The 17,691-nt window shown below is 67.8% G+C and carries 19 protein-coding genes; 16 read left to right on the top strand and 3 right to left on the bottom strand.

Annotation, left to right across the window (positions count from 1 at the left end; translation table 11 throughout):
• Window positions 1–140: 140 nt before the first annotated feature.
• Both VGR67_03565 and VGR67_03570 read right to left on the bottom strand, forming a co-directional pair.
• A complete protein-coding gene (locus tag VGR67_03565; protein HEV8335474.1) occupies window positions 141–1,049 on the bottom strand; it encodes a 3-hydroxyacyl-CoA dehydrogenase family protein in 909 nt (302 codons plus the stop codon).
• Window positions 1,025–1,315 carry a hypothetical protein gene (locus tag VGR67_03570; GenBank protein ID HEV8335475.1) on the bottom strand — a complete coding sequence of 97 codons (291 nt, stop codon included), beginning with the start codon at window positions 1,313–1,315 and terminating at the stop codon, window positions 1,025–1,027. The genes VGR67_03565 and VGR67_03570 overlap by 25 nt, the downstream gene beginning before the upstream one ends.
• Window positions 1,316–1,435: 120 nt before the next feature.
• Here VGR67_03570 and tmk point away from each other — a divergent pair, with 120 nt between their 5' ends.
• The 3 genes from tmk to VGR67_03585 all read left to right on the top strand — a co-directional run bounded on the left by tmk (window position 1,436) and on the right by VGR67_03585 (window position 4,519).
• On the top strand, window positions 1,436–2,086 hold the full coding sequence (tmk, locus tag VGR67_03575) for a dTMP kinase (GenBank protein HEV8335476.1): 651 nt from the start codon (window positions 1,436–1,438) through the stop codon (window positions 2,084–2,086).
• On the top strand, window positions 2,083–3,189 hold the full coding sequence (locus VGR67_03580) for a hypothetical protein (GenBank protein ID HEV8335477.1): 1,107 nt from the start codon (window positions 2,083–2,085) through the stop codon (window positions 3,187–3,189). The genes tmk and VGR67_03580 overlap by 4 nt, the downstream gene beginning before the upstream one ends.
• Before the next feature lie 220 nt (window positions 3,190–3,409).
• The gene (locus VGR67_03585) at window positions 3,410–4,519 is read left to right on the top strand and encodes a sigma 54-interacting transcriptional regulator (GenBank protein HEV8335478.1); all 1,110 of its coding nucleotides are present in this window, start codon (window positions 3,410–3,412) and stop codon (window positions 4,517–4,519) included.
• Window positions 4,520–4,529: 10 nt separating this feature from the next.
• Here VGR67_03585 and VGR67_03590 read toward each other — a convergent pair whose 3' ends face one another.
• Window positions 4,530–5,579, bottom strand: a complete 1,050-nt coding sequence (locus VGR67_03590) for a GAF domain-containing protein (protein ID HEV8335479.1) — start codon at window positions 5,577–5,579, stop codon at window positions 4,530–4,532.
• Between the two features lie 516 nt (window positions 5,580–6,095).
• Here VGR67_03590 and VGR67_03595 point away from each other — a divergent pair.
• The 13 genes from VGR67_03595 (at window position 6,096) to VGR67_03655 (ending at window position 17,678) form a co-directional block, all read left to right on the top strand.
• Window positions 6,096–6,263 (top strand): Flp family type IVb pilin, encoded by a 168-nt coding sequence (locus tag VGR67_03595; GenBank protein ID HEV8335480.1) that lies wholly within the window; start codon window positions 6,096–6,098, stop codon window positions 6,261–6,263.
• Window positions 6,264–6,378: 115 nt separating this feature from the next.
• Window positions 6,379–6,591, top strand: coding sequence for a Flp family type IVb pilin (locus VGR67_03600; protein HEV8335481.1), 213 nt, complete (start codon window positions 6,379–6,381; stop codon window positions 6,589–6,591).
• Between the two features lie 32 nt (window positions 6,592–6,623).
• Window positions 6,624–7,145 carry an A24 family peptidase gene (locus VGR67_03605; protein HEV8335482.1) on the top strand — a complete coding sequence of 174 codons (522 nt, stop codon included), beginning with the start codon at window positions 6,624–6,626 and terminating at the stop codon, window positions 7,143–7,145.
• Window positions 7,142–7,594 (top strand): TadE family protein, encoded by a 453-nt coding sequence (locus tag VGR67_03610; protein ID HEV8335483.1) that lies wholly within the window; start codon window positions 7,142–7,144, stop codon window positions 7,592–7,594. The genes VGR67_03605 and VGR67_03610 overlap by 4 nt, the downstream gene beginning before the upstream one ends.
• Window positions 7,595–7,649: 55 nt before the next feature.
• Window positions 7,650–8,483: a Flp pilus assembly protein CpaB gene (gene cpaB, locus VGR67_03615; protein ID HEV8335484.1), complete on the top strand. Its 834-nt coding sequence runs from the start codon at window positions 7,650–7,652 to the stop codon at window positions 8,481–8,483.
• Window position 8,484: 1 nt separating this feature from the next.
• On the top strand, window positions 8,485–10,326 hold the full coding sequence (locus tag VGR67_03620) for a type II and III secretion system protein family protein (GenBank protein ID HEV8335485.1): 1,842 nt from the start codon (window positions 8,485–8,487) through the stop codon (window positions 10,324–10,326).
• 3 nt (window positions 10,327–10,329) lie between these two features.
• Window positions 10,330–11,466 (top strand): pilus assembly protein TadG-related protein, encoded by a 1,137-nt coding sequence (locus tag VGR67_03625; GenBank protein HEV8335486.1) that lies wholly within the window; start codon window positions 10,330–10,332, stop codon window positions 11,464–11,466.
• Window positions 11,463–12,707: an AAA family ATPase gene (locus tag VGR67_03630; GenBank protein ID HEV8335487.1), complete on the top strand. Its 1,245-nt coding sequence runs from the start codon at window positions 11,463–11,465 to the stop codon at window positions 12,705–12,707. The genes VGR67_03625 and VGR67_03630 overlap by 4 nt, the downstream gene beginning before the upstream one ends.
• Before the next feature lie 19 nt (window positions 12,708–12,726).
• A complete protein-coding gene (locus VGR67_03635) occupies window positions 12,727–14,055 on the top strand; it encodes a CpaF family protein (GenBank protein HEV8335488.1) in 1,329 nt (442 codons plus the stop codon).
• Between the two features lie 3 nt (window positions 14,056–14,058).
• Window positions 14,059–15,030, top strand: coding sequence for a type II secretion system F family protein (locus tag VGR67_03640; protein HEV8335489.1), 972 nt, complete (start codon window positions 14,059–14,061; stop codon window positions 15,028–15,030).
• 7 nt (window positions 15,031–15,037) lie between these two features.
• On the top strand, window positions 15,038–15,976 hold the full coding sequence (locus VGR67_03645) for a type II secretion system F family protein (protein ID HEV8335490.1): 939 nt from the start codon (window positions 15,038–15,040) through the stop codon (window positions 15,974–15,976).
• A gap of 23 nt (window positions 15,977–15,999) precedes the next feature.
• The gene (locus VGR67_03650) at window positions 16,000–16,350 is read left to right on the top strand and encodes a DUF192 domain-containing protein (GenBank protein ID HEV8335491.1); all 351 of its coding nucleotides are present in this window, start codon (window positions 16,000–16,002) and stop codon (window positions 16,348–16,350) included.
• On the top strand, window positions 16,347–17,678 hold the full coding sequence (locus tag VGR67_03655; GenBank protein HEV8335492.1) for an ATP-binding protein: 1,332 nt from the start codon (window positions 16,347–16,349) through the stop codon (window positions 17,676–17,678). Before VGR67_03650 ends, VGR67_03655 begins: the two co-directional genes overlap by 4 nt.
• The last annotated feature ends 13 nt before the right edge of the window (window positions 17,679–17,691 follow it).

Below are 17,691 nucleotides of genomic sequence, written 5' to 3' on the forward strand. Positions count from 1 at the left end.
CGAGGTCGCCGAGGCGCCCGGATCGCAAGGCGCGCCAGAGCGTCGCGTACCCAAGGCGGTACGCAAGCGAGGCGCAACGCGGCGAGCCGGGATGGATCGGGGGCCGAATGTAACATGATTTTTGAGACGCGACACTAGGCCTACCAGCGGTGGAAGCCTTCGCCCGTCTTCTTGCCGAGCTTCCCGGCGCGCACCTTCTCCCGGAGGATCTCCGGCGGCTCGAAACGGTCGTCTTGCAGCTCCCGCCGGAGGGTCTCGGCAATGGCCAGCCGGACATCGAGCCCGACCAGATCCGAGACGCGCAGCGGCCCCATCGCGTGACCGTAGCCGAGTTCCATCGCCCGATCGATGTCCTCGGCACCGGCCACTCCCTCTTCCAGCATGCGCATCGCTTCCAGACCCAGAGCCACCCCGAGGCGGGAGGTGGCGAAGCCCGGGGAGTCCTTCACCACGATGGCCGTCTTTCCGAGCTGCCGCGCCAGGACTCGGGCTGCCTCCAGGATCTCCGGCGCCGTCCGGGCGGCCCGGATGATTTCGAGGAGCTTCATGACCGGGGGCGGGTTGAAGAAGTGGAGTCCCAGGACGCGCTCGGGGCGCCGGGCGGCCTCGGCGATCTTCGTCACGCTCAGCGAGGAGGTATTGGTCGCGAGAACGGCTTCGGGCGCGGCTTCCTCACCGAGCCTGCGGAAAAGCTCGCGCTTCGACTCCAGGTCCTCGGGAATCGCCTCGACGACCCAGGCCGCCCGCGAAACGGCCTGCCGGAGATCGCCCGGAAGCTCGATGCGGCTCAGGGCGGCGTCGCGATCCGCCGCGCCCGCCTTCCCCTTGGCGACCGCGGTGGCGAGGCTCTCCCCGATGCGCGCGAGTCCCGCCGCCGCGGCTCCCGGCCGGGCGTCGACCAGGCGCACCCTCCATCCCGCCGTCGCAAAGACCTGGGCGATGCCGTGCCCCATGGCGCCGCTGCCGATCACCGCCGCGACGCTCGGCGGCTCTCCCGTCTCGCCGCGCGTCAAATCTTCCGGCGTCAGGATTTGAACAGGCGCCTCCATTTCTTCCGGGCTTCCTCCTCGGCCGATTTTGGCTTCGCGGGCGAGGGGGAGGAGCCGGCTAAGCTGAAGTAATCGCAGAAATTGGCGCGCTCCTTGTCGGCGACCCATTCCGCGACGACCTCCAGGCATTGGTTGTGCGCGCCGGGGTGGAAATGACGGCAATTCCTGCAGCAGCGAAGATCGCGGCCGCACCCGGCGCATTCCTCCGTGCGGAGGACCTTCTCCGCACCCTGGAATTCCGTGCCGCACGCGTGACAGCTTCGCATCCGCTCCTCCGGGCGCATTGTAGCAGACGCAGCCTCCGGGCGGCCCGCGGCGCGCCGCGTCCCTGTGCTATCATCCCCCGCCCGATAGGTAGCGTCGCGCTGACTCGAGAGGAGCCTCCCGTGCGCGCCTTCATCACCTTCGAGGGAATCGAAGGATCCGGCAAGACGACCCAAATCCAGCTGCTCTCCGAGAGACTCGATCAGCGCCAGATCGAGCACGTTCTCACGCGCGAGCCCGGCGGCACCGAGATCGGCAATCAAATTCGGAGCATCCTGCTGAACCCCGTCAACCGCGATCTCACTGCCCTCTCCGAGCTTCTCCTCTACCAGGCGGCGCGGGCGCAGCATCTCGCGCGGATCATCTTCCCCGCCCTCGCCGAAGGCAAGCTCGTCCTCTGCGATCGCTACAAGGACGCGACGCGCGCCTATCAGGGCCGGGGGAGGGAGCTGCCGTCCGAGCTCCTCGAGCAGCTCAACGGGCTCGATATTCTCGCCCTGGAGCCCGATCTCACTTTGCTGTTCGACCTGGACCCCGCGGTGGCCGTCGCGCGCGCCAGGATTCGCGAGCAGGATCGGCTTCCCGAGGAGGCGCGGTTCGAGCAGGAGGGCCTGGAATTCCACAAGCGGGTGCGCGAGGGATACCTCGACTTGGCGAGCACCTATCCCCAGAGGATCCGGATCGTCGAGGCGTCGGGCCGCCGCGACGAGGTCCAGGCGCGCGTCTTGTCGGTGATCTCCTCCGTCTTCCCGGCGCTGGTCCCGGGTCCGTGACGCCGACGCCGTTCGACGACATTCGCGGACACGAAGCCCTTCGGGGCACGCTTTCCCGGGCGTTGGAGGCGCGACGGGTCGCCTCCGCGCTGTTGTTCCACGGCCCCCCGGGAATCGGCAAGCTCTCGGTCGCTCTGGCGTTCCTCCAGGCGCTGTTCTGCGAGAATCCAGGCGCCCCGTGCGGCGCATGCGACTCCTGTCGCCGCCTTCTCGGGGAGACGGTCTCGCATCCCGATCTCGCCCTGCTCTTTCCGCGCCGGGCGCGGCCGGAAGCCAAGGAGGAACCGGGAGAGTCGGGCGCGGCCTCGGGCGCGGTCGATCTTCACCTCCTCCAGGACGAGATTCGACTGAACCCCTCTTGGAAGATTCTCGCCGATTCGACTCGGGAAGCGCTCTCGACCCTCCATCTCTCTCCCCGGCAGGCCCGCCGCCGCGGGCTCCTGATCCTCTTCGCGGAAAGGCTGGGAAGCGTCTCGGGGAACATCCTGCTCAAGGCCCTGGAGGAGCCGCCTGGAAAGAGCGTGATCCTGCTGTTGACCGAAAGCCCGTCCGCCCTCCTGGCGACGATCCGCTCGCGCTGCCAGCCTTGCCGGTTCGCCCCGCTGGCCCGGGCGGCAGTGGAGAGCTACCTGCAGGAGAGGGCGGGCGTGTCGCCGGAGACGTCGAAGCGGATTGCCTCGCTGTCGGGAGGTCGTATCGGATCGGCGCTCGCCCTGGCCCGCGACTCCGACGCCTATCTCGAGCGGCGCGATCTCCTCTCACGCCTGCTCTCCGAAATCCGGCGCGATTCCTCCGCGGCGGTTTGCCTCGCCGCGGCGGGCGTTCTGCTTTCCGAGCAGGAGGGCACGCTCGAGGATCTCTCCATCCTGATGGACATTCTGCGAGACGCCATGCTCGCGGGCGCGGGCGCTCCGGCCGCGCCTCTCACGCGCCCGCCCGGCCCGTCCGATCCGCCGATTCCCCCGCTCCAGGCCGCTTTCCTTCTTGCCCGGGTCGAAAAGGCCCGCGAGGATCTCCGCCGCAACGTGAACCGGCAAATCGCCCTGGAAGCTCTCTGCCTCGATCTGGCGAACGCTTCGCTCTCCGACGCCGCCGATGCCTGAGCGACTCCTCCCGCCAGCCCTCGCCGCCGCGGGACCGCCCGATCCCTGACGCCCGCGGCGCCGATCCGTGCGGCCACTTCGGAAACGTAATCGCCGCGTCAAATCTCTAGACGCTTTCTGCCGCAAGGCTTTCGAAGACTTCAACGGCCGCGGATTTGTCTTGTTTTCCGCGCGGCTCACGGCATACTTCGAGAGATCCACTCGGCCGAGGGCCTCCAGCATGGAAACCGGAAAACCCGATCGACTTCGCGACCGCAGGCCCGCCGCGGCGGCGCCGCGCGGCGCCGGCGCGGCCGCCCTTTGGCGCGACGGCGCCGGGGCCTGGCGGTACGTCCCGACCCGCTGTCCCGCGATGCACGCGGTCGAGCAGCGGGCGCTGCGCGTCGCCCCGTCGGCCGAGTCGGTTCTGATCCTCGGAGAGACCGGCGTCGGCAAGGACCTCCTGGCGCGGCTGATCCACGAGAACTCCGGCCGAAAACATCGGCCCTTCGTCCATTTGAACTGCGCCTCCCTTTCGGAGAGCCTCCTGGAATCGGAGCTGTTCGGCCACATGCGCGGTTCGTACACGGGGGCCGACGAGAGCCGGGCCGGTCAGTTCGAGACCGCCTCGGGCGGGACCTTCTTCCTGGACGAGATCGGGGAGATCCCGGCGCGCCTCCAGGCGAAGCTCCTGCACGTGCTGCAGGAAAAGAAGATTTACCGGATCGGGGGCCGTCAGGCCGTCGACGTGGACGTCCGCGTGATCGCCGCCACGAACCGGGATCTTACGAAGGACATTCGGGCCGGCATCTTCCGCCGGGACCTTTTCTATCGCCTGGGGGTCGTCACCCTTCGCGTGCCTCCGCTCCGGGAGCGGCCCGAAGACGTCGAGGATCTCGCGGCCCATTTCCTGTCGCGTTACGGCGCGCTCTACAACCGGCCCGATCTGGCGGCGCCGACCCGGGATCTCCTGGACCGGCTGCGCGGCCACGCCTGGCCCGGCAACGTGCGCGAGCTCGAGAACCTGATCAAGCGCCTGGTCTTGATGGGAGGGACCGAACTGCTCTCGGCCGAGGCGCTCGCGGTGGACGAGGAGGAGCTCTTCGAGCGGCCGGAAACGCCGGGCGCCGAGTCCTCTCCTCCCCGGTCGCTGCGCGAGGCGGCCCGGCGCGCGGTGAAGCAGGCCGAATGCCGCATGATTCTCGACGCGCTTCGCCGCACCGCATGGAACCGCAAGCGCGCGGCGCGCGAGCTCGGCGTCAGCTATCGTGCTTTGTTGTACAAGATGAAGGACTACACGCTTCGTCCCGCCGCGACCGCGTCGCCGGCGGATCCCTCCGGCGAGATCTAAGCTCCGATTCTCAGCTCCCGGCGCGCCGCGATTCCGCTTCGCCGGCGGTGGCCAGGACCTTGAGCAGCTCCGCGCCGCTCGCGCCGTCGACGGGGTGGCTGGCGGAGGAGATCCGGAGCGAGAGTATCACCCCGTTTTCCGCGCCGAGGACTCGTGACTGGACGAGGTTGCGGCGGATTGTCTGGGCGACGATCGCGGCCTGTCCCGGATTCGCCCCCGGAAGCGCCACGATCAGCTCGCCCTGCGGTCCGGCGGCCACGAGATCGGAAGGGCGGATCGAACGGTGCACGAGGCGCGCGGCCCGGAGCAGCGGACGCGAATCTCCGGCCGGATCCGGCGCGAGAGAGCGCCAGTCGAGGCGCAGGAGGCTCAACGGCCGTCCCGACCAGCCGAGACGCCCGATCTCGTCTTCCAGACGGCAAAGGAACGTTCCGTAGTCGAGCAGGCCGTCGTCCCCCGCCGGCTCGCCCGAAAAGGCGAACCGCACCGCCAGAAGCGTTTTCGACAGCGCCTCCTCGAGGACCATGACGTAGATCCAGATCAAGACGGCTTCTTCTTCGTGAAACGGCTCCGGGCGCAGCAGCTGGATCGCGCCCCAGGGATATCCCCCGGGGACGATGGGCACCGTCAGGCAGGAGGCCGCCCCGAGAAGCCGCAGCTCCGATATCAGCTCGGGTTCCGCAGGATCGGACACCAGCAGCGGCTTGCGCGCCCGCAGCGCCGCGCCCGCCATCCTCCCCGCCTGTCCCGCCCGCCCCCGTCCTCCCCGGGGAAAGCCCAGGTGGGCCCGCACCCGGAATTCGCCTTGCGCGTCCGGCGCGACGAGGAGGGCGTGCGAGGCCGAGACGATGGTGCGCGACGTTCTGAGGATGTGCGGGCTCACGTGCCGGTCGTGAAGATCGCCGTGCAGCACCATGAGCGAGTGCAGGAGGCTGTTCAGCTCCCGCCATCGCTTCGCCGCCATCGCGGCGTTGATCTCCGGCGGGCGCTTCAGCTCATAGCCTTCGAAGGGTCGGCCTCCGCGCGCTTCGCCCTGGGGTCCCCGATTGTGTTCCCTCAACGGCATCCTCCGATGGGTTCGACGCGTGCCCGCTGCGATTCCCGTGCCAGAATCGGGGGGCGGATCGCCCTTCTGGCGCGTCTTTCTGCCCCTTCCCTCCCTCTATTTCAAGCGCCCATCCTCCCGCCAGGCATCCCAAGGTGAACCGTTTTTCATGAGTGTGCAAAACGATGCACTCTCCCCACGGGAGCCGCCGCCCCGGGGTTCCCGGCCATGCGGCCGCCCTCAAGCCTCCGTCGATGCGGGGCTTTACGCAACTCATCGCGCCCGGGCGCTCCTTTTCCGATCCTCCTAACCCTCCGCGGCGCTCCGCCGCGCGCCGCTCGACATGCAAAGTCTTGCGACCCTTCGCTTCGTCGCGATCGACCCGCCGGGACCCGCCCTCCGCGAAAGAACGGTTTGTCGTTCAACGACTTGGCGCCCTGTGAAGAGTGACAAGCGACACTGGCACGCGCCTTGCCATAGTCCGCCTCCATCGGGTTGTTTCCATTCAAACCATTTTTCTAAGGAGGGACCATGAAGGCTATGTTCACCCGTTTCTGGAGGAGCGAGGAGGGCCAGGACTTGGCCGAGTATGCGTTGCTGATCGCGCTCATCGCGCTGGTCGTCATCGCCGCGGTCACGTTGCTCGGCACTCAGATCCAGGCCGTGTTCAACAGCATCGCCAACAGCTTGAACCCATAGTTTTCCCGTCAGAGTCGCAAGTCTTGTGGGGAGGGGCCCGGCCGGTCCCCTCCCCTCCTCTGACACTACTTCCGGCGGCGGCACGCTGCCGCTGGATGGACGATCCAAGAGCCCGATGAGCGGACCGCGAATCGCGGAGCCGAGCCGGAGATTCTGGAGGGAGCTGGTCCGCTCTCTTCTGCGGGATCGGCGGGCCCAGGACCTGGCGGAGTACGGCATGCTGGCAGCGCTCATCGCTGTGGTCGCCATTGTAGCCATCGCGGCGGTCGGCAGCACGCTCACGGCGCTCTGGTCGACCATCACCTCGGCGTTCGGGGCGCTTCCCTAGGAACCCTTTTCAGAGTCGGAGAGGAACACCCCATGATGCTTCATCTATCCGTCATCCTCCTCTCCGGGGCCGCCTGCGTCACCGATCTGAGGTGGCGCCGCATTCCGAATCTGATGGTCCTCTCCGGCCTGTGTCTCGGTTTCGCCCTGAACGCCTGGGCCGGCGGCCTGCCGGGTCTGGGACAGAGTCTTCTCGGCGCCGCGCTGGGACTCCTTCTGTTCCTCCCCTTCTTCGCGCTCGGCGGGATGGGGGCCGGAGACGTGAAGCTTCTGGCGGCTCTCGGGGCGCTCCTCGGTCCCCTGGATCTGCTGCGGGTGGCCCTGGCCGCGGCGCTGGCCGGCGGCCTCCTCGCCCTGGCGGCCGCCGCCTGGCAGCGCCGGCTGGGTGCGACGTTTCGCGCCGTCGGCGGCCTGCTCTCGTTTTGGATTTCCGGCGGGCTGCGACCCGCCTATGAATGGAGTCTTGATAACCCCGGGACTCTGAAGATTCCTTACGCAGTTCCCGTCGCGGTAGGCGCCTGGCTGATGGTTCTGGCTCGATGGAGCGCGCCGTGAGGACCACCCGGCGCCGCCTCAAAAGCTCCCTGCGACGGGAAGGCTCGGGTCAGAGTCTGGTCGAGTTCGCCTTGGTCGTCGTGATGTTCCTCCTGCTCGTCGTGGGAATCGTGGAGTTCGGCAGGGCGTGGAATCTATATCAGATTCTCGCCAACGCCAGCCGGGAAGGGGCGCGGCTCGCCGCCCTCCCCAACGGCTTCACGAGCGCGGCCGCCGTGAGGACCACCGTTCAGAACTACCTGGCGACCGGCAACGTCCCGCCGGGAAAGACGACGATCGCCATCGGCGGCGCGGGTGTCGACGGCGGCACGGGCACCCAGGTCTCGGTCACGTTGACCTATCCGTACACGTTCCTTTTCGTCGGCCCCATCGTCCGTCTGATCAATCCGGGTGCGACGGCCGGGGCCGACGTGACTATCCAGGCGCAAAGCGTGATGCGCAACGAATGAAAGACCGTTTTCCGGCCGGGCCCATGAACGTCCCGAGCCCAAGGAGGTTCGCATCGTGAGAAGGATTTTCGTGATCAGCATCCTGATTCTGGCGATCGGCTCGGGCGGCGCCGCCAGCATCCTCACCTACCGGATTCTCAAGAACCGGCAGATGAGCGATCTCGCCGGCGGCCCGAAGCCCGCCCCCACCTTCCCGATGGTGGTGGCGGCCGTGAAGCTTCCGTATGGAACGGTGCTCCAGGCGGAGCACGTGAAGACGATGGAATGGGCCTCCACCGTGCGCCCTGAGGGATCGTTCTCGGATCCGCAGGCGGTGCTCGGCCGCGCCATCACCGAGGGGGTCGTTCCCGGCGAGCCCGTTCTCGAGGGACGCCTGGCGCCCCGGGATGCCGGCGGCGGCCTGGCCAGCGTCATTCCCAAGGGGAAGCGGGCGGTGAGCGTGCGCGTCAACGAGATCATCGGGGTGGCGGGCTTCGTCCTGCCCCGGACGCGGGTGGACGTTCTGGTGAGCGTCAACCCGGGCGGGGAGAAGGGGCGCAGCGCCAGCAAGATGATCCTCCAGAACGTCGAGGTCCTGGCGGCGGGCCAGAAGATCGAGCAGGACGCCGAGGGCAAGCCAGAGACGGTGAACGTCATCACGCTCTTGGTCAATCCCGAGGAGGCCGAGAAGCTCACGCTCGCCAGCCACGAAGGCGAGCTGCAGCTGGCTCTCCGGAACAGCCTCGATCTCGACTCCGTCACGACGGGAGGAGCGAATCTCTCGGCGATGGTCCAGGGGACGCGCCGCGAGCCGGTTCGCATCCGCACCGAAGCGCCGGGGCCGCGGCCTCCGGCCGCTCCGACCGTGGAAGTGATCCGGGGCAGCAAGCGGACCACGGAGAGCTTCTGACATGAAAAACATCCAGCGATTCCCGATGCGTCGATTCCTGGTCGCGATCCTCCTCGCGGCGCTCCTGGCGGACGGGACGACCGGCCCCCGGGCCGCCGCGCCCCCGGCCGCCGCGCTGCCGAGCCCGCCCAACGTCCTCGCCTCGCTCGCCGCCGAAGGGTCGCGGGACGGGTCCGGCACCCGCGTCACCATGCAGGGGAACCTCCCTCTGAGCTATTCGCTGGCCGCCCCCTGGGAGAAGCCCTGGTACCTGACCCTGAACAACGTCGATCCCGGGAAGGTCGGCGGCGAGCTGCCGGTGGGCACGCCGCAGGTCGACCGCATCGTCGTCCGCTCGCTTTCCGACGCCGCCGGCGGGCCGGCCACCCGCCTGGAGTTCCAGGGCGGCTCCGCCGACAGCCGCCGCGTGGTCGTGAGGGGGAACAGCCTGATCGTGGAACTCGCCGGAGGGCAGCCGGCGGCGGTCCAGCCTGCTTCTCCCGCGCCGGTTGCGCCTCCCGTTCCCGTCGCCGAGACGCGCGGCTACCGTCCGGCCGAGCTGCGCAGCGCGGCGCCGGTTGCCGCCGCGTCACCCGCCCCCGGTCCAATGGATCTGACGGTCGCGGCGGGAAAATCGCGGACGCTCGATCTGTCCTCCCCCGCCACGCGCGTCTCCGTGACGAACCCGGCCATCGCGGACGCGGTCGTCATTTCGCCCCAGCAGATCCTGATCAACGGCATCGCGCCGGGAAGCACCAGCCTGCTGGTGTGGACGCGCTCCGGCGAGTCACGGAACTACAACCTGTCGGTCGCCATGGACACCGAGACGCTGTCGGGCAGGCTGCGTGACATCTTCCCCGATCAGCAGATATCGGTCGCCGCTTCCAAGGACACGCTGGTCCTCTACGGTACGGTCACCAAGCCGGAGATCGGGGAGAAGGCCGTCAAGGTCGCGGCCGATTATTCCTCGAAGGTGGTGAACAACCTCACCTACCCCGCCAACGGCCGCCGGCAGATCATGCTGAAAGTGATCTTCGCCGAGGTGAACCGTGAGGCGATGACCGAGCTGTCGGCTTCTCTCGTCCGGGTCGATCCCAACCATCCACGCGGCGACCACGAAGGATTGAGCGGCACCGGAGTGCCCGGCGCTCTGGGGAACTGGATCAACCGGCCCCAGGGACCCGACTTCCCCTTCGGCGAAGCCATCAACCTTTACGCCTTCAATTTCGCCGACAAGATCGGCGCCTTCGTCACGGCGATGAAGACGCGCGGGCTGCTCCAGGTCCTCGCCGAGCCCACGCTGATCACGGCCGACGGACAGAAAGCGTCGTTCCTGGCGGGAGGCGAGTTCCCCATCCCGGTGGCCCAGGCGGGCGCCGGCTTCACCTCCGTCACCATCATCTTCAAGAAGTTCGGCATCAGCCTCGACTTCACCCCCGAGATTCGCGAGGACCAGACCATCGTCCTGAAGGTGGAGCCCGAGGTGTCGTCCCTCGACTTCGCCAACTCCGTCGTGCTCGCGGGGTTCTCCATCCCCTCGCTGCGGGTGCGCCGCGCCAATACCGAGGTGGAGCTCAAGAACGGCCAGAGCTTCGCCATCGCCGGACTCTATTCGGCGGACCTCCAGCAGACGAAGAAGAAGATTCCGCTCCTCGGGGACATCCCGCTGCTCGGCTACCTGTTCAAGAGCAAGAACCTGAACCGGAACAAGAGCGAGCTGCTGGTGATCGCCACGCCGGAGCTGGTGGAGCCGTTGCCCGTCGGAGAGAAGCCGGCGCTGCCGAAGTTCGACATGACATTCGACCTCGACAAGACGCCGAAGTCGAAGTCGGGCGCGCCCAAGTCGCACGCCGAGGTGAAATAGCTCATGAAAACCGAAGGTGCCACGGCCGATCTCCGAGGGGCGCGATGCTCTGCGAACCCCGGAGCCCGCCGGGGTGAGCGCGGCGCCATCATCATCCTGGCCGCCTTGGTCATGATCGTGGTGCTCGGCGCCGCGGCGCTGGCCATCGACGTGGGGGTGCTCTACACGGCGCGGACGCAATGCCAGAACGCCGCCGATTCGGGGGCGCTCGCCTGCGCCGGGTACATGCTGACCCTGAACAACCTGAACGCCGGGGCGGTGAGCAAGCTCAAGAACAAGGGAGTGGAGTACGCCAATCTCAACAAGGTGCTCTCGCAGCCCGTCACCATCACTCCCGCGAACGTCACGGTCAATCTGGGCTTGAAGCGCTGCAAGGTTTGCGTTCCGCGGACCACGGCGAGTGGCAATCCCGTGCCAACCTATTTCGCCCGCGTCTGGAACCGCTACTCCGCCGACGTCTCGGCGTGCGCCACCGCCGAGATCGCCAACGCCCAGACGGCGAACTGCATCAAGCCGTGGGCCCTTCCCGACGCCTTCGACGACGCCAATGGTAACGGCGCCTTCGACGCCGGTGAGTACTACGCCCCGGGAGTCACCTCCTACGGCACCGATTACCGTCACAACGGCAACGACGTCGGGGTCTCGATCATCGTGAAGCAATCCAACCCGCAGTCGGCCATCGCTCCGGGACAGTTCTTCCCCATCGACCTCCCGATCCCGACCTCCCCGGACACCGGGGGCGATCGCTACCGCGACAACATCGTCTCGTGCAACACCACGGGGGTGAACATCGGCGACACCCTCTTCACCGAGAACGGTAACATGATCGGCCCCACCAAGCAGGGCGTCGACGACCTCATCGCGCTCGATCCGAACGCCGTCTGGGACTCGGCCGCCGGGCAGATCGCCAACAGCGCCTATGGCGCGGCGGGAAGTCCCCGGATCATCCGGATTCCCTTCTTCGATCCCAACGCGCCCCCGGTTTCGGGAAAGACCACGGTGATCGTGACGAACATCGCGAGCCTGTTCCTGGAGAGCATCGACGGCAACGGCGTCGTGCACGCCAGGATCATGCTCGCCACGGGGCAGAGCCCCGGCGGGAGTCCGGGCGGCCTCCAGTTCGTGAGGCTGGTCGAATGACCCCCAAGACCCCGTTCAGCGAGCTGCTCGTCCTTTCGGATCGTCCGGCGTTCCTCGCCGAGATCCGGCAAGCCCTCGGCGGCGCCGAGGGCATCTCCGTGACGCCGGTCGACGGCACGCCGCGGCCCGGCAGCCTGGCCGCCTGCCTCGCGGCCCTCGATGCGCGCCGCCACGGGATCCTTCTCGTGGACGCCCACGGCGATGCTTCGGCGGCGCTCCTCCTGGCCCAGGCGGTTTTCGACCACCGGCCCGGCTCCCGGGTATTCCTCGCCGGGGCCGCCGGCGATCCCGACCTGATCCTGCGGGCGCTGCGCGCCGGCGCGGCCGAATATCTTCCCCTGCCGGTAGAGCGGCGCTCGCTGATGGAGGCGATCCTACGCCTCTGGCGCCGGCTCTCTCCGGAGACGCCGGGCGCGGCGCCCGGGCGAGGGAAGATCCTCACCTTCCTGGGAAGCAAAGGGGGCTGCGGGACGACCACGCTCTCCGCCAACCTGGCCGTGACGCTGGCCGCCCGGGGAAGCTCCACCCTGCTCGTCGACCTCGACTTCACCGGGGGAGACGCCGCAATGTTCCTCAACCTCACTCCCGCTTTCACCGTGGCCGACGTGGTGCAGAACGCCCACCGCCTGGATCGCGACCTCCTCGGCGGGATGGTGGTGAAGCACGTCTCCGGGGTCGAGATGCTCGCGGCCGGCGAGGACCCGCTCCGATCCCGCACGCTCGAGCCGGCGAGAATCGGCCAAGTCCTGGCGTTCTGCCGGGACCATTACGAGCACGTGGTGGTGAACACCCGCGAAACCGACGACCCGATCACCCAGGCCGCGGTGAGCCAGGCCGACCTGATCCACCTCGTCACGTGCCTCGACTTCCTGGCGCTGCGGCGGGCCCAGTGGTCGCTGCGCCGGCTGGCCCGCTTCGGCATCTCACGGGACGTCATCCGGCTGGTGGTGAACCGCTACGAGAAGAACCCCTACATCTCGCTCGAAGAGGCGGAGAAGATCCTCGACATCAAGGCCGCCTGGACGGTTCCCCTCGATCTCAAGACCGCGCAGGAAGCCTTGAACGACGGGATTCCGTTCGTGACCCGCAGCCGCAACGGGATCTTGAAGAGCTTCGAGTCCTACGCCGAGAACCTCCTCCCGGCCGGCCGGACGGCAAGCCCCCCGGCCGCACCGCGGCGGTCCCGCTGGTTCGGATCGCGGGCCTCGGCCCGCCCGAGCGAAGGAGGAGCCACCGCATGAGCCGATCAGGAGGATTACGATGAAGCCGGCTGTCGAATACTCGGGCGTCCCGACGACCGCGGAGTTCCAGCAGCTCAAGGCCAAGCTGCACCGCACCGTCCTCGATCGCCTGAACCTCGAGTCGCTGCAGCAAATGGAGCGGGAGGCCGCGGTCTCCGGAATACGCTCCCTGATCACCGACCTGATGAACCAGGAAATCACGCCGCTGAGCACCGCGGAGCGCCGGCTGATCATCGACGAGATCCTCAACGAGATCTTCGGCCTCGGGCCCCTGGAGCCGCTTCTGGCCGACCCCGCGATCAACGACATCCTGGTGAACACGCACGATCAGATCTTCGTCGAGCGCAACGGCCGCCTCGAGAGGTCGCCCGTGGGATTCAAGGACGACAACCACCTGATGCAGATCATCGATCGGATCGTTTCGCGGGTCGGGCGCCGGATCGACGAGTCGTCGCCGATGGTGGATGCGCGGCTTCACGACGGCTCCCGGATCAATGCGATCATCCCGCCGCTGTCGATCGACGGCCCGCACCTTTCCATCCGCAAGTTCCGCAAGGACGCGCTCGTCGGCGAGGACCTGATCCGCTACGGATCGCTGACCGCCCCGATCCTGGAGCTGATGGCGGGGTGCGTGAAGGCCCGGCTGAACGTGCTGATCTCCGGCGGCACGGGCGCGGGCAAGACCACCCTCCTGAACGTGCTCTCGTCATTCATTCCGGCTGCGGAGCGGATCGTCACGATCGAGGACTCGGCGGAGCTCCAGCTCCGCCAGGAGCACGTCGTGCGGCTCGAGACCCGGCCGCCCAACATCGAAGGGGAGGGCCAGGTCACGCAGCGCCAGCTCGTCATCAACAGCCTGCGGATGCGCCCCGACCGCATTGTCATCGGCGAAGTCCGGGGCGGCGAGGCGATCGACATGCTCCAGGCGATGAACACGGGGCATGACGGCTCGCTCACGACGATCCACGCCAACACCGCCCGGGACGCCCTGGCGCGCCTCGAGACGATGGTCGCCATGGCCGGCTTCCAGCTTCCTCCGCGCGCCGTGAAGGAGCAGATCGCCTCCGCCATCGACCTGGTGATCCAGGTGGCGCGGAATTCCGACGGCACGCGCCGCGTGACGAGCCTGTCGGAAATCATCGGCATGGAGGAAAACGTCATCACGATGCAGGAGATCTTCCTCTTCGAGAAGCAGGGAATCGACGAGGAAGGGCGGGTCGTCGGACGGTTCCGGCCCACCGGAATCCGTCCCCGTTTCGCCGACCGCCTGCGGATCGCCGGCATCGTCCTGCCCCTGGAGATGTTCGACGAGGACCTCGCCGATGCCCCTGCGCGGGCCTGGAGATAACCGATGCTGGCGGTGATCTTGCTGGTCTTCTTCTCCACCTCGCTGCTGGTGCTCGGCGCCTCCTTCATGTTCGTCCGCCGTCCCAGCCGGAGCGTGGAGCGCCTGATGATGGCGCGCGCCGGCGTCGCGGCGCTCTCCGCCGCCGGGGCGGGCGAGGAGGAGCTCAACATCCTCCGCGATCGGTCCCTGAGCGGCATCGCCCCCATGCACCGGACGTTGGCGAAGCTGCGGATTGGAGCCTGGCTCTCCCGGCTGCTGACGCAGGCGGACGTCAAGATGAAGACGGGGACCCTGGTCCTGTCGATCGGCGTTTTCGCGCTCGTCGGCTACCTCCTCGCGACGCTCTTCCGGTTCGGCATCCCGCTCGCCGTCCTGGTGGGGGTCCTGACGGGAACCATCCCGGTCCTGATCGTCCTGCGCATTCGCAGCCGCCGGCTCCGGAGGTTCGAGGCGCAGTTCCCGGACGCGATCGATCTCCTGTCGCGCGCCATCCGCGCCGGGCACGCCTTCAACACCGGAGTCAAAATGATCGCCGACGAGATGCCCGAGCCGGTGGGCAAGGAATTCCAGCGCGTCTTCGAGGAGCAGAACTACGGGCTCCCGATGAAGTCGGCCCTGCTCAACCTCCTGGAGCGCGTCGAGCTGCTCGATCTCAGGCTCTTCGTGGTGGCGGTGCTGATCCAGAGGCAATCGGGCGGCAACCTCGCGGAGCTCCTGAGCAAGATCGCCCAGACCATCCGCGAGCGCTTCCGGATCTTCCGGCAGCTGAAAGTCCACACGGCCCAGGCCAAGATGACGGGCATCATCCTCATGTGCCTGCCTCCGGTGATGGGCGGCGTGACTTTGGCCTTGAACTACGAGTACATGAAGATCATCTTCCAGGATCCGTGGGGGATCCGGATGCTGATCGGGGCCGCGGTGCTTCAACTCGTGGGCCTGGTCTGGATTCGCAAAATCGTCAACATCGAAGTGTGAGGGCGACGTGGAACTCATCGTGCTGCTAGGCCTGATTCTGACCTTCATGCTCTCCGCCACCGCGGCTGGGTATCTCGCGCTGCGGCCGCGCCATGCCGCGGCCCGCCGGCTCCGGGAGCTCCCGTCACCTCAGGCGATGGAAGAGATCGCGGCACCTGTCGCGGCCCCGACCGATCCCGAGACCCTTCGCTCGATCCGCAAAAAGGCCTTCAAGGCCCCCCTGTCGATGGCCGACGCCTCGGCGACCCAGAAAGCGCTGTTTCACGCCGGCTATCGATCCGGGACGGCTCTCGCCACCTACAATCTCTGGAGGGTCGTGACGCTCGCCGGCCTGCCGGCGCTGTTCTGGATTGGCACCCTCCACCTCCCCATGACCCCCGCCTACCGTTTCCTGGGGATCGTCCTTCTGGCGCTCGCCGGACTCATCCTGCCGAAGCTGGTTCTGCGCGCCCTGGCCCGCCGCCGGCAGCACCGGCTGCGCCTGAGCCTGCCCGATGCTCTCGATCTCCTGGTGGTCTGCGTGGAGGCCGGCATGGGGCTCAACCAGGCGATCGTCAAGGTGGCGGAGGAGCTGGAGCGCACCCATCCGGAGATCAGCCAGGAGCTGAAGCTCGTGAACCTCGAGATTCGCGCCGGGCGCACCCGGGGGGAGGCGCTGCGCAATCTCGGGGAGAGGACCGGCGTGGACGACATCATCTCCCTCGCCGCCATGCTGATCCAGACCGACAAGTTCGGCACGAGCATCGCGCGGTCGCTGCGCGTCCATTCCGACTCCCTCCGGACCGAGAGAATCCAGAGAGCCGAGGAGGCCGCGGCCAAGACCACGATCAAACTGATTTTTCCGCTGCTCTTCTGCATCTTTCCGGCGCTGCTCACGGTGATCCTGGGCCCGGCTTTCCTGAACCTGGCCCAGATCTTCAGTAACACGCTGCAGACGACGAAGTAAGGGGGACTCGAGCCGTGCGGGCGATGAATCGGGACCGGGGGACGGAGCTGGCGCGCCGCGTCGAGAAAGCCGACCGCTTCTGGAAGCGGCTGCGGGGCCTGTCCGGCCGCCGGGAGCTGCCGCGCGGCGAGGCCCTCTGGATCGTCCCGTGCCGGGGCGTCCATACGCGCGGGATGAGCTTCCCTATCGACGTGCTGTTCCTGGACCGGGACCGCCGGGTGCTCGGCGTGGAGGAGAATCTCGCCCCGGGGCGGGTCGCTCCCGTCCGCTGGCGGGCGCGCACCGTGCTGGAGCTGCCCGCCGGGACCGTCCGGGGATCCGCCACGCGGATTGGGGATCACATCGACTTCGAAACTCGGGAGGAAACGCGATGAGCGGCGCGCCTTTGGAAATCCTGACCGAACCTTGCCCCCTTACCGGCGCCCCGCGCGCTCCGCGGACCCTGGCGGAGACGGGTCTCTCGGCCTCCTTCCTGTTCGACCTGACGCTGAAGACCCTCTACTACCAGAACGAGATGAAGGGGTCCGAGATCGCCGATTCCCTGCGGCTTCCGTTCCACGTGGTCGAGGAGACGCTCGAGTCGCTCAAGCGCGAGAAGCTGATCGAGCTCAAGGGCACCGAGGGGCCGAGCCGGGCCTCCTACCGGTTCCTGATCCTCTCGGCGGGCCGCGACCGGGCGCGCGAAGCGTTGTCGGTGAGCCGCTACGTGGGACCCGCCCCCGTCTCCCTCGAAGATTATTCCCGCAAGGTGATCGACCAGAACCAGGGGCTGGAGAGAATCCCCACCGAAAGGCTGAGCGAGGCCTTCTCGCACCTCGTCCTCCCGGAGGGGACGCTCGAGCGCGTCGGGCCGGCGGTGGCCGCGAGAAAATCGGTCTTTCTCTACGGCGCCCCGGGAAACGGCAAGACGGTCCTGGCGGAGGCCGTGGGACGCGCTCTGGGCGGGTCGATCTTCGTGCCGCACGCGGTGGAGATGGACCAGCAGGTGATCCGGATCTACGACCCCGTCTTTCACGGCGAGGAGTCCGGCCCCGCCGGCGCCGAGGTGCCGCTCGCGGGAGCGCTCGCCGATCGCCGCTGGGTACGGGCCGGACGCCCCGTCGTCTTCAGCGGCGGCGAGCTGACCCTGGAGATGCTCGACCTGATCTTCAACGATCGCGAAGGCTTCTACCAGGCGCCGCTGCAGATGAAAGCCAACGGGGGCGTCTTCATCCTGGACGATTTCGGCCGGCAGCTCGTGCAGCCGCGAGACCTCCTGAACCGCTGGATCGTTCCCTTGGAGAAGGGGGTGGACTATCTGACGCTCCACACGGGGCGGAAATTCCCCGTCCCCTTCCGGACGCTGGTCATCTTCGCCACCAACCTCAGGCCGCACGATCTGGTGGACGAGGCGTTCCTGCGCCGCATCCGCTACAAGATCGCCATGACCGATCCGACGCGCCGGGAATACCGGGAGATTTTCCGGTTGGAATGCGACCGCCGGGGGATCACCGAAGGGTGGGAGTGGGCCGCCGAATACCTGTTCACCGAGTACTACGAGAAGCAGGGCTTTCCCCCCCGCGCCTGCCATCCGCGGGACATCCTGGAGAAGATCGTCGACGCCGCCCTGTTCGAAGGGATCACGCCGTCACTCGACGCCGAAACCCTCGATCGCGTGTGCGGCTCCTATTTCCTCACCGATTCGGCCGATCTGATTCTCTGAGGCGGGCGAAGGG

Source organism: Candidatus Polarisedimenticolia bacterium (genome assembly GCA_036004685.1).
In the GTDB taxonomy this organism is placed as follows: domain Bacteria; phylum Acidobacteriota; class Polarisedimenticolia; order Gp22-AA2; family AA152; genus DASYRE01.

Bases quoted from the DNA above. Each gene is read 5' to 3' on its own strand.
- VGR67_03565 (HEV8335474.1), bottom strand. From the start codon at position 1,049: ATGGAGGCGCCTGTTCAAATCCTGACGCCGGAAGATTTGACGCGCGGC.
- VGR67_03570 (HEV8335475.1), bottom strand. From the start codon at position 1,315: ATGCGAAGCTGTCACGCGTGCGGCACGGAATTCCAGGGTGCGGAGAAG.
- VGR67_03585 (HEV8335478.1), top strand. From the start codon at position 3,410: ATGGAAACCGGAAAACCCGATCGACTTCGCGACCGCAGGCCCGCCGCG.
- VGR67_03595 (HEV8335480.1), top strand. From the start codon at position 6,096: ATGAAGGCTATGTTCACCCGTTTCTGGAGGAGCGAGGAGGGCCAGGAC.
- VGR67_03600 (HEV8335481.1), top strand. From the start codon at position 6,379: ATGAGCGGACCGCGAATCGCGGAGCCGAGCCGGAGATTCTGGAGGGAG.
- VGR67_03605 (HEV8335482.1), top strand. From the start codon at position 6,624: ATGATGCTTCATCTATCCGTCATCCTCCTCTCCGGGGCCGCCTGCGTC.
- VGR67_03620 (HEV8335485.1), top strand. From the start codon at position 8,485: ATGAAAAACATCCAGCGATTCCCGATGCGTCGATTCCTGGTCGCGATC.
- VGR67_03625 (HEV8335486.1), top strand. From the start codon at position 10,330: ATGAAAACCGAAGGTGCCACGGCCGATCTCCGAGGGGCGCGATGCTCT.
- VGR67_03630 (HEV8335487.1), top strand. From the start codon at position 11,463: ATGACCCCCAAGACCCCGTTCAGCGAGCTGCTCGTCCTTTCGGATCGT.
- VGR67_03635 (HEV8335488.1), top strand. From the start codon at position 12,727: ATGAAGCCGGCTGTCGAATACTCGGGCGTCCCGACGACCGCGGAGTTC.
- VGR67_03640 (HEV8335489.1), top strand. From the start codon at position 14,059: ATGCTGGCGGTGATCTTGCTGGTCTTCTTCTCCACCTCGCTGCTGGTG.
- VGR67_03650 (HEV8335491.1), top strand. From the start codon at position 16,000: ATGAATCGGGACCGGGGGACGGAGCTGGCGCGCCGCGTCGAGAAAGCC.
- VGR67_03655 (HEV8335492.1), top strand. From the start codon at position 16,347: ATGAGCGGCGCGCCTTTGGAAATCCTGACCGAACCTTGCCCCCTTACC.